The following is a 10,576-nucleotide window of genomic DNA, read 5'->3' as shown; positions in this document are numbered from 1 at the left end:
CGGTAACTGCTGCGCCAATCCCATCGCATGCCTTGATAATAAAGATTTTGCAGCAGGGAAATGATCTAGCGTGGCAAGGCCGATATTCCTGGCTGCCGCCAGCGCTAGACTATCATTGGAAAATAGGCGCACCAGTGTGTCAGTGAAGGTAATGGTCTGATGATGGTCTTTCCCCCGTGCGAGAACATAGTTATTCAGGAATTTTGCTGAGCCAATATCATCGCCTTGTTCCTGTTGTTTGAGCACCATATCCGCCAATTGGACGACATCACGCAGGCCTAGGTTAAATCCTTGTCCCGCTACTGGATGTAGCTGATGGACGGCATTGCCGATAATGACCGCCCGACCTGATTGCATACGATGGGCGCGGACGAGTGATACAGGAAATGCCCGCTTTGGCGCTGTTAGGGTAAGTTGCCCGAGCCTGTAACCGAAGCACTGCTGGAGGTGTTCCAGAAAGTCTTTTTCACTGCCTGACATTAGCGTGTCAGCGTCTTCTTTACTGCGTGTCCAGACTACTGAACAGTGGTTTTTTGCTATAGGCAGGAACGCCAAGGGCCCCGATTCGGTGAAACGCTCGTATGCCGTATTATGGTGAGGAAGAGCGGTTTTAACCGTGGTGACTAGGGCGGTCTGTCCGTACTCGGTGATCTGCTGAGGAATATCCAGCAATTTTCGCACGGATGAGTTGCCACCGTCAGCGCCGACCAGTAATTTCGCCGATAAGCACAGTAAATCGTCCTTGTGTTTTAAACTGACATTGACTGTGTTATCGTCCGACATGAGGCCAACCAGACGCGCCGGACAAACCTGGGTTATCCCGGTTTTATCGACCAGTTCCGCCACATGTGTTTCAATGTCCCGTGCAGTTATCACATAACCCAAGGCATCAACCTGCTGTTTTCGTGCGGACAAACGGACTTTGCCGAAATGCCCTCGGTCTGAAACATGAATATCCGTAATTGCAGTTGCTTTCGCCTGAATACCTTGCCAAATACCCAGTGCTTCCAGCGTTCCAATCGTCCCGGCAGCCAACGCCAGCGCCCGGTCGGCCATAGCAGAGTTCAGCAGTTGTTCCCTAGTGTTGGCTTCAATGATGGCAACCTCCAGCCCACTATCGTTCAACGTAAGCCCCAAGCAGTTACCTGCCAGTCCTCCGCCAACAATAATGATGTCAAAGTTTTGCCCGTCGAGTTGCATTATCCGCCCTGCATCAAGGCTTCGATTTCAGGGATGGTTTTGGGTACGCCACGTGTCAGGACTTCGTGGCCTTGCCCGGTTACCAACAGGTCATCTTCTATACGTATTCCAATGCCGCGCCACTTTTCGTCTACGGTTTTGCAATCGGCGGGGATGTACAGGCCGGGTTCGACAGTCAGTACCATTCCCGGCTCCAACAAACGCCATTTTTGGTCTACCTTATAGTCGCCGACATCATGCACATCCATCCCCAGCCAGTGGCCGGTTCGGTGCATATAGAACTGCTTGAATTTTTCTTTCTTGATGAGCGTTTTTACCTTGCCTTCCAGCAGACCTAGGGCGACCAATCCCTTGGTCAATACTTCTACCGACACATCATGGGCATTATGCCAAGGTGTACCTGGTTTGATTTGCTCAATCGCGGCTGTCTGGGCATCCAAAACCAACTGGTATAGCTGCTTTTGCGGTTCGCTGAAACGTCCGGACACGGGGAAAGTACGGGTAATGTCGGCGGCATAATGATCGCACTCGGCACCTGCGTCGATCAGGAGCAAATCACCATTTTTCAGTTTGGCCGCATTTTCTGTGTAATGCAGCACACAGGCATTTTTGCCGCCAGCGACAATAGAAGGGTAGGCAACTGCCCGCAGCCCTTCTTGCATGAAATGATGCACCAGCTCAGCTTCAATTTGGTACTCGTACATCCCGGCTTTACAGGTTTGCATAACCTTTACGTGGCCTTTGGCTGAAACCTCAGAGGCACGGCGCATTAGCTTGATTTCTTCCGGGCTTTTAAACAGGCGCATTTCATGGAGGATGTGCTCCAGTGAAACCAGTTCTCCAGGCGCAATAACCCCAGTTCTGGACTGTCCCCTGATGTGATTGATCCAATCCAGCAGACGGTGGTCAAGGTCAGGATCGCGGCCCATTGGATAAAAAACTTTATTCTTGTTTTCCAACATGCCGGACAAAATTTCATCCATGTCATCGATAGGAAAAGCATCGTCGGCCTGGTAATGACCGGTAGCGCCTTCTAACCCTGCATGGGCACCTTCCCATAAGGCTTTGGTTTCATCAAATTCACGACAAAACAAGATATATTCACCCTGTTCGCGTCCAGGGATAAAGACCGCTAACGCATCCGGCTCACAAAATCCGGTCAGGTAATAAAAGTCGCTGTCTTGACGGAAAGGGTAATGCACATCCCGGTTGCGGATTTTCGTGGACGAACTGCCCAGCAATGCAATGTTTCCTTTACCGATACGCTGCATCAATTGCTTGCGCCGCTTTTTGAATTCACTTTGTTTCATGTTGAATTTGTCGCTTAATGGATTAGACCGTCATAACCTGCGTTTAATCCTGTACGCAGAAAGATGACAGCCGCTCTCAGGTATTCAGTAAGTTCCATAAAATCATTCTCCGCTTCTTCACCCTCAGCGTCTCTTTCGAGCCTAGTGAATTCGGCAATATCTTTCACGACCTCACGTATATCTTCCGGCCAGTTTGATGCTGAGCCTGATGATGAAGAAGTAGAGCCTAGACCAAACAAAAAACCCTGGCCCCATTCCCGTAAAGCGTCAACCTGTTCGCTAAGGGGCGCGTCCTCATCAGGGAGCAGCAATTCAAAAGTAAACTCATCGCTATTCAACAAGCGTCTGGTTTCTTCAATCAGGTTTTCCAGGATAGTCCTATCTTCAACATTGGGCTCACCGGCATCTTGTAACAATTCCCGTAGCCAAAACTCAGGTTTGGTGCGGACGTTGACACATAGCATCCCCGCCGCCATGCCATGAGATTCCGCTACGGGAAGGCTGGCATCATTTTTTGCAATTATCGTGTTGATGTCTTGATACAGCATAGCGTACAAATGATTAAACTGTACTAAAATAAGGTGAGCTTATGCTACCATTTACCGCAAATTTGTTTACCATTAAGTTGATACGTGATTATTGCATTGAGTTAACAGACAGTTTTGCCATCTTCAGCAGTGGCACCTTATAGCCTATCCCTATCTGCCGTTGACGGCACACCTTGAATTTAATGATGCCATGACCGAGAAAGAACCTTATCAATCCTTAGAGATAAAGGATCTTGAAAAAAAGCTGGATCAACTCATCGAGTTGTATCTGTCAGTCAAAACCGAAAATGATGCCCTGAAAAGCAAGCAGCACGCTTTGGTTCGGGAAAAGGCCCATCTTCTTGAAAAAACCACACTGGCCAGGAATCGGGTTGAAGCCATGATTTCGCGGCTAAAAACAATGGGGCATGGCTCATGAGCAATAAATCTATCTCGGTCTCAGTCACTATTATGGGCAAGGAATATAAAATTGCCTGTGAACCGCAGGAACAGGAAAACCTTATCCGTTCCTCAAGCGAGCTTGATGCCCAAATGCGGAAAATGCGCGATTCCGGCAAAGTTAGCGGGGCTGAGCGGATTGCCGTGATGGCGGCGCTTAATTTGAGCCATGAATTGCAAACCCTGAAAAATCAAACCCCAGTTTTAAGTCAGGGCTGGAAAGAATGCTTGGCCAATATGATGGCCAAAATTGAAAACGTTTTGGAAAAGCGCTAAACAGGTTAAACTATAGGCATGTATCTCCTGTAGTGTTCGATAGTGTGCTGGGTGTTTCCTGAACCTGTTATTACCCAGGGGGCAAATACCGCTAATGGTGTGCATGCCCGTTTAGACGAGAAGCCTGATTTACCGGCCCTGTCCCCACTTGAACTTCCGGTTCAAGGACGAAAGTGCATAACGGCACAGGCGGGAGATGCATCCCCTAATTCTCAGCAAACCACTATCAATCCTGGTCATACTTGAGATGGTACTTTTGCACCCTATAGCGCATGGTTTCCCGCGTTGCGCGTAGCAGTCGGGCTGCGGCAGTGACATTGTTGTTTGCCCGATTCAGTGCCTCCTGGAGTATATATTTTTCCATGTCCTGTAGTGACAAGCTCCCGTCCAGTGGAATATACATGCCGTCATTCTCTGCGACTGACATATCTTCACTTTTATTCGGGAATTGCAACCACTGCGCCGGAAAAATCTCGTTATCCGCAAACAACACACAACGTTCAATCACGTTATGCAATTCGCGGATATTACCCGGCCAATTGTAAGCTTCCAGTTGCCCCCATACACTGTCGGGAATGATTTTTATATTTTTACCCGATTTAACATTACAGTCAGCGACAAATTGCGGCACTAAATCGCGCAAATCTTCAGGACGTTCCCGCAGGGGTGGAATGTGTATATTGATAACACTGAGACGGTGATAAAGATCTTGACGAAATTCACCGCTTTTGATTTTTTGCAGTAAATCGCGGTTAGTGGCAGCAACAATTTGAACATCGACTTCAACGGTGTTTTCGCTGCCCAAACGCCTGAACCGCAATTCTTCTACTGCCTTGAGCAGCTTGCCTTGCAAGTCCAAGTCCAGTTCACCGATTTCATCCAGGAAAATCGTTCCGGTATCCGCTTGCTCCAATAAGCCGCGATGTCGCTTTTTTGCGCCTGTAAAAGCACCTGCTTCATAACCAAACAACTCGGATTCCAGCAAATCCTTGGGTATGGCAGCACAGTTGAGTTCCACCAAGGGCTTGTTGGCACGGCTTCCTGAGTAATGTAAGATGCGCGCCGCCAAACCCTTGCCGGTACCTGTTTCACCGCTAATGACCAGGCTTGAGAAAGGGACATTAGCCAGTTGTTTTAGCATGTCCCGCAGGAGTTTGGTTTTCTGGCTGCGCCCGACTAGCGCTTCTGTCGTGTAGCGGTTGAAATGTTGGTTGGTTTCTTGCTGTAAGCGCCGTTGCGCCCTGGCGCTGCGGGCCGCGCCTTCCACCAGTATGTTCAGCCTGTCCAGTTCACACGGTTTTTCGATGAAATCATAAGCGCCGAGGCGCAAAGCACGCACTGAATCGGTGACGCTGCCATAGCCGGTCAAAAATATCCACTCGCAGTTCGGCAAACTGTTGCTTGTCTGTTCCAAAAAATCCAATGCATTGCCATCCGGCAAGTTCATATCGGATAAAATAACGATAGGTTCTATGCCCTGTTCGCTGAGTATCCGACGGGCACTTTCTATGTCGATAGCCACACTGACATCCCAGTGCTGTTTTCGGAAAAAACGCGCCAACTCATTGCCCAGCAATGCTTCGTCTTCGACAATCAATAAAGAATCTTTCATACACCCATCGGTAAAGTAAGCGTTGCACAAGCGTGGCCTAGGCTGTCATTTTTTAGGCTTAACTGTCCGCCTAGTGAACGGGCAAACCTCAGCACCATGGATAGGCCCAGCCCAGTGCCATGTTCGCGGTAACTCGCAAAGGGCTGTACACCTTGCTCCAGCAGGGCCTCCGGGAAACCCTGCCCGCTGTCGCAGACCTCAACTTTCAAGTGGTCATCCTGATTGTTGATGTGCAAGTTGATGGTTCCGCCCTGTTTTCCGAGTTCTTGCACAGAATTCAACAGCAGATTGAGCAATGCCTGACGGAATTCTGTTTCCGGTAGCATGGATAGGAGATTGGGTGGAATTGAGTAGATCAATTTTATATTTTCATTCACTTGATATTTCAATAAAGTCAAAAGCTCGTCCACGAGTTTGGAAATATCAACGACCTTAGCCGTTTCCGGCTGCTGTTTGGAATAAGCCAGCAAGTCGTTAAGCCTGTGGGTCAAGCGTTTAGTTTCAACACTCACTAACTGTAACCGCTGTGCAGTTTCCTGGTCTTCACATTCACCGCACATGTTTTCCAAAGCGGCCTGGATTCCCGCAAGCGGGTTACGCAGTTCATGTGCAGCGCTGGCGGCTAGTTCACCTACCGCTGCCAGACGTTCAGAACGTGCCAGCGTGTAGCTTTGTTCGAGTAAGGCGTGGGTGGCATGGCGTATTTCCCGTTCCAAGGTTTGTGTATACGATGTGTGTTCTTCTTCCAGTTCCGCTAAGCGCTTGATAAGGCGGTTATAGCTGCCGAACAACGGTTGCATCAAGGGATCGTTACGGTTTTCGGCTATGGGCTGCATTTCCCCGTCAGTCAGACGCTTTAATAACTGTTCCAGTGCATTGAGCGGGGACAGGATTTGCCGCCTGAAAAACACGATGCCCAGTAAAAAAGCCGGCAATAGCACGGCAACTGGGATGAACACGGCAAAATTAAGTTCCAGCCTACTGTCTTGATAAACCTGGGCCAACAATTTTTCTTCATTTGAACGCTGAAGATTAAGGATGTTTTGTGAAACCAATAAAACCTGCGCTATGTCCTGGCGTTTTCCCTGTTCGATATTCAGGAGCAACGGTTTGATTTTATCCAATAATGCGCCCGTGCCATTTTCGCTGGATTGACGGTTAGCAAAAAAATGGGTGATTTTTTTGTGCAGATCGGCATTTTCCGGGGCTGGGTTAGTCATTGCGTCGGGAGCTAGTATGGGGGCGTTGAGAAAGTCGAAAACCAATTGTTCAAGTTCATGGCCTTGAATAATGTCCTGCTTGATTTTATCGATCCGGCCCAGGTTTCGCCAGGTAATGCTACCCAAAGCAAGTAGCTCCACCATGACTAACATGCCTAATACCAAGCTGATAACAACAATCGGGCGGTAAAGTATCTTATGCATAATGACGACAACCAAGCAACATGTTGTTTAACTATTTATTAGGTTTTAGGTTCAAGTATAGTAGGTTGGGTTAAGCGCACATATCGAATGCCTCAAAGTGCCGCTGGATTGTCCGTGCGCCGTAACCCAACATAGACCGCTAAAACGCCTGTTGGGTTACGATGCGCCCAAGCTTCATACAAGTTTCATCGTCCTACAATTTGCGCGTCTCGGCAACCGCTGAAGTACAGGATGTACTGAATGCAGCAAACGCAGGAGCAGTTTGTCGTCCATGCGTTGCCAACACAGGGATGTGGTGAATGCAGATATTGCAGGAGCAAATATCTGTCCATGCAGTCGTAATCCAACCTACTTCACTAAAAGTTGATAAACAGCGAACCCATTATCAAATGGTGCATAGTGTTATTGGTATGTGTGGCATCATCCAGGTACTGATTAAGATATCCTGCTTCAAATCGAAAATTTTTGTTGAACGTCCAGCCTAGACCTGCGAATGCGCGGTTTTGGTCGAAGCCCGATTTGCCCCCGAATGGGGTCGTATTGGCGCGTATGAAAAACTCATCCCAGGCAATAAAATTAAGGCGGGGCTCGAACTCAAAAGGATGCATGAAGCGAACCATCTGGCGCGGACGAAAACGGACATCATCACCCTTGATAAAATTGCTTTCGATCATCGTCCTGAAGCTGAAAGTTCCGATGTCGGTAGGTAACACATAGCGGAATGCCGGCCACACATCTTGTTGGGAGACATAGCTCTTGCCAAGGTTTTGTGTAGGTAACCACGTATAACCAGCCCAAATGGTCGCCCGGTCGCTGATGGAATAACCCACAGCCGCTCGTACCATACCTTGATACCAATGATCCCAGTTATCGTCGAAGCGGGATTGCCCTTCCACCCATATCCGGCCTTTTTCCAGTTTCGGATCGACGAACTTTAGGCTATCCTCCCCGACAACTTGCATCCAGCTACCGGCATCCTGCAGCAAATCATCCATGGCTAAAGCGGGTGTCACCATGCTGACAGAAGACATAACTGCCGCTGCCGTCACTAAAGCTTTCATTTTTTCTTAGTCATTTCATTTATCTCATTTATTACTTGATCGTTTTCAAGCTCTTGCTTTGGTGTTCAATCTTGGACACTGCTATTTTCAACATTCTTTACAAAGATACGCTGTGACTATCCAGTAGGGCTGGTATCTGTGTTTGATTAAGCATTAGTCATGCCACATTTGTTTTCGATAACAATGATTGGTTTTAGGAACAGGCACTTTCAGGTGCTTTGCTTTGATTTGCGGACAGTAGAAGCCGTATATAAAGAAAACCGTAACGTAAAGTTGGCTCTACATTAAGAGAGGATTCCTCGACATCAAAAATGAATTGGTTCAAATGCACCGATTACTTTGGTTGATTTCAACCATTTGTAGATTGGAAGTCTAACTCAACAAGATAGCGGAACGATGTCTTTCCAGATAAATAAGGCGTTAACGCGGTTCTTGATGTGTTGGCACACGTATTGCTCTATATACATCGTCATCATAGTAAGTGAATTTTCTCAGGAGAAGCGTATGCCCAACACCATTGAATTAGCTCTGCCGAAAACAGGCATTCCCGGCCTTATCGAAAACTGGCGTAGCGATTTATTGTCCGGTTTTTTAGTATTTCTTATCGCCTTGCCGTTATGCTTAGGGATAGCAATGGCATCCGGTTTTCCGCCTATGGCTGGCATCATTACCGCCATTATCGGCGGCTTGGTGGTCTCTCGGCTTAACGGCTCTTTTGTCACGATCAACGGCCCTGCTGCCGGATTGATTGTTGTCATCGTCGATGCGGTACAGTCACTGGGACAGGGCGATGCTATGGCGGGTTACCGTTACACCTTGGCAGCTATCGTGTTTGCCAGCGTGTTGCAAGTGCTTTTGGGCGTGTTTAAGGCCGGAAAACTCAGTGCTTTTTTCCCAAATTCCGTCGTCCACGGCATGTTGGCGGCAATTGGTATCATCATCATGGCAAAACAGGTTCATACCCTGTTGGGCGTGAAGCCAGAGGCCAAATCCTTGCTGGGGACTATCGCCGAAATCCCGCACTCCATCGTTGAGATGAACCCTGAAATTGCCTTTATCGGTATTGCCGGACTGCTGTTGTTGATCCTATGGTCAGTGATAAAAAACCATACCGTAAAGATGATCCCTGCCCCCTTGCTGGTCGTATTGTTAGGGTTGGCGTTAGAGCGTTATTTCGACCTGGATCATGTCCATAAATATATGTTCTTGCCTGATGCCCAGTTTTTACCGCACCACGAATTTACCATTGGGCCTTCTTTCCTGGTCTCGGTGCCGGAACATTTTATGTCAGGATTTTACTTTCCTGATTTTGGCAAAGTTGCCAACTTGGAATTCTGGGAAGCGGTCGTAACCATTTGGTTGGTCGGTAGTTTAGAAAGCTTATTGAGCGCTTCGGCAGTCGATAAGCTCGATCCTTACAAGCGCAATTCCAACTTGAACCGCGATCTGACCGCTGTGGGCATTGGCAATATGGTTTCAGGCATGATAGGCGGCTTGCCGATGATTGCGGAAATCGTCCGTAGTTCCGCCAATGTCAACAACGGTGCCAAGACAGCCTGGGCCAATTTTATCCACGGTGCGTTTTTACTGGTGTTTGTGGCATTTTTCCCGCACTTAATCCACGAAATCCCGCTCACTTCCTTGGCTGCATTACTGGTATTCACCGGTTTCCGTTTGGCATCCCCAAAAGAATTCGCGAAGACGATGGATATTGGTTTAGATAATTTTGTTTTATTTATCGTAACTATCATTGGCATTTTGGCAACTGACTTGTTGATCGGCGTATTGATAGGAATTGTGGTAAAACTCCTGATGCATATCGCCCGTGGCGTGAAATTAAAAAATCTCTTTACGATAGCTTATCATGTTGAAAAGGATGAAACCGATACTTACCATGTCGCTATCAGTGGTGCGGCGGTGTTCTCTAACTTCATCAGTTTAAAAAGCCTGTTGGCAAATCTGCCGGAAAAAAAGACGATAACCTTTGATTTGAGCGAAGCCAATTTGATCGACCATACGGTGATGGAGTTTATCCATGATTTCAGCAATGAATACACCCACAGCGGTGGGACATGCACAATAGTCGGATTGGACGATCATGAGCCTTATTCCGATCACCCGCTGGCTGCGCGGCGGAAAAATTTGGTTTGAGTTGTCAGCCATATCGCCCCACTTCGAGGGGGCGATATGGCATTATTTAGGTGCAGCATCGAAAACAGACAACGATGAATAAGGTAGCGCAAGTCACGCTCACTTTCTGGATCATTAAGATCTGCGCCACCACGCTGGGTGAAACGGCAGGGGATCTGCTTTCGATGACAATGAACGTCGGCTACGGCCTGAGTTCAGCTATCTTGATCGGGTTGTTCTTGGTTTCTGTTGTAGTCCAACTTATGTCGAGCAAATTTAACCCCGTGTTGTACTGGACGGTGATCCTTACAACGAGTACGGCTGGCACAACAATGTCAGATTTTATGGATCGAACCCTAGGGCTAGGCTACGCGAAAGGATCGCTGATTTTGGGTACTTGTTTGTTGATAGTTCTGGCTGTTTGGCGTTTCAGCGAAAAGACACTCTCCGTTAGCAATATCCAAACAACCAAAGCGGAGCTTTTCTATTGGGTGGCGATATTGTTCTCAAACACATTGGGGACAGCCTTGGGAGACTTTTTAGCCGACGATTCCGGCCTAGGGTTCTTGGGAGGTGC

9 protein-coding genes, 1 other RNA gene and 1 pseudogene are annotated in these 10,576 nt (G+C 48.0%); 5 read left to right on the top strand and 6 right to left on the bottom strand.

What is annotated here, in order from left to right; translation table 11 throughout:
- The 3 genes from ubiH to ACLQ6D_RS00315 all read right to left on the bottom strand — a co-directional run.
- Nucleotides 1-1,200: 2-octaprenyl-6-methoxyphenyl hydroxylase (ubiH, locus tag ACLQ6D_RS00325; protein ID WP_411725250.1), on the bottom strand; the 1,200-nt coding region annotated here is incomplete at its 3' end.
- Nucleotides 1,200-2,510 (bottom strand): Xaa-Pro aminopeptidase, encoded by a 1,311-nt coding sequence (pepP, locus tag ACLQ6D_RS00320; RefSeq protein WP_411725249.1) that lies wholly within the window; start codon nt 2,508-2,510, stop codon nt 1,200-1,202. The genes ubiH and pepP, both read right to left, overlap by 1 nt.
- A gap of 14 nt (nt 2,511-2,524) precedes the next feature.
- Nucleotides 2,525-3,058 (bottom strand): UPF0149 family protein, encoded by a 534-nt coding sequence (locus ACLQ6D_RS00315; RefSeq protein WP_411725248.1) that lies wholly within the window; start codon nt 3,056-3,058, stop codon nt 2,525-2,527.
- 190 nt (nt 3,059-3,248) lie between these two features.
- Between ACLQ6D_RS00315 and ACLQ6D_RS00310 the strand changes: the two genes are divergently transcribed.
- The 3 genes from ACLQ6D_RS00310 to ssrS all read left to right on the top strand — a co-directional run bounded on the left by ACLQ6D_RS00310 (nt 3,249) and on the right by ssrS (nt 3,972).
- Nucleotides 3,249-3,476 (top strand): TIGR02449 family protein, encoded by a 228-nt coding sequence (locus ACLQ6D_RS00310; RefSeq protein ID WP_411725247.1) that lies wholly within the window; start codon nt 3,249-3,251, stop codon nt 3,474-3,476.
- A complete protein-coding gene (locus ACLQ6D_RS00305) occupies nt 3,473-3,772 on the top strand; it encodes a cell division protein ZapA (protein ID WP_411725246.1) in 300 nt (99 codons plus the stop codon). The genes ACLQ6D_RS00310 and ACLQ6D_RS00305 overlap by 4 nt, the downstream gene beginning before the upstream one ends.
- Before the next feature lie 21 nt (nt 3,773-3,793).
- A non-coding RNA gene (gene ssrS, locus ACLQ6D_RS00300) (6S RNA) lies at nt 3,794-3,972 on the top strand.
- Nucleotides 3,973-3,998: 26 nt separating this feature from the next.
- Here the strand turns inward: ssrS and ACLQ6D_RS00295 are convergent.
- From ACLQ6D_RS00295 to ACLQ6D_RS00285, 3 genes are all read right to left on the bottom strand, one after another.
- Complete coding sequence (locus tag ACLQ6D_RS00295; RefSeq protein WP_411725245.1) at nt 3,999-5,384, bottom strand: sigma-54-dependent transcriptional regulator; 1,386 nt, start codon at nt 5,382-5,384, stop codon at nt 3,999-4,001.
- Nucleotides 5,381-6,808 carry a sensor histidine kinase gene (locus ACLQ6D_RS00290; protein WP_411725244.1) on the bottom strand — a complete coding sequence of 476 codons (1,428 nt, stop codon included), beginning with the start codon at nt 6,806-6,808 and terminating at the stop codon, nt 5,381-5,383. Before ACLQ6D_RS00290 ends, ACLQ6D_RS00295 begins: the two co-directional genes overlap by 4 nt.
- Nucleotides 6,809-7,164: 356 nt before the next feature.
- Entirely contained in the window at nt 7,165-7,839 is a 675-nt protein-coding gene (locus ACLQ6D_RS00285) for a DUF2490 domain-containing protein (RefSeq protein WP_411725251.1), read from the bottom strand.
- Nucleotides 7,840-8,373: 534 nt separating this feature from the next.
- Here ACLQ6D_RS00285 and ACLQ6D_RS00280 point away from each other — a divergent pair.
- Both ACLQ6D_RS00280 and ACLQ6D_RS00275 read left to right on the top strand, forming a co-directional pair.
- On the top strand, nt 8,374-10,020 hold the full coding sequence (locus ACLQ6D_RS00280; RefSeq protein ID WP_411725243.1) for a SulP family inorganic anion transporter: 1,647 nt from the start codon (nt 8,374-8,376) through the stop codon (nt 10,018-10,020).
- Nucleotides 10,021-10,094: 74 nt separating this feature from the next.
- Nucleotides 10,095-10,576 (top strand): annotated as a pseudogene (locus ACLQ6D_RS00275) (hypothetical protein); the annotation flags it as partial.

Origin of the sequence: Methyloglobulus sp. (assembly GCF_046714055.1) — a bacterium.
Lineage (GTDB): Bacteria > Pseudomonadota > Gammaproteobacteria > Methylococcales > Methylomonadaceae > Methyloglobulus.
Note: the sequence above shows the minus strand (reverse complement) of the source record. Positions and strands in the feature narration are given on the sequence as shown.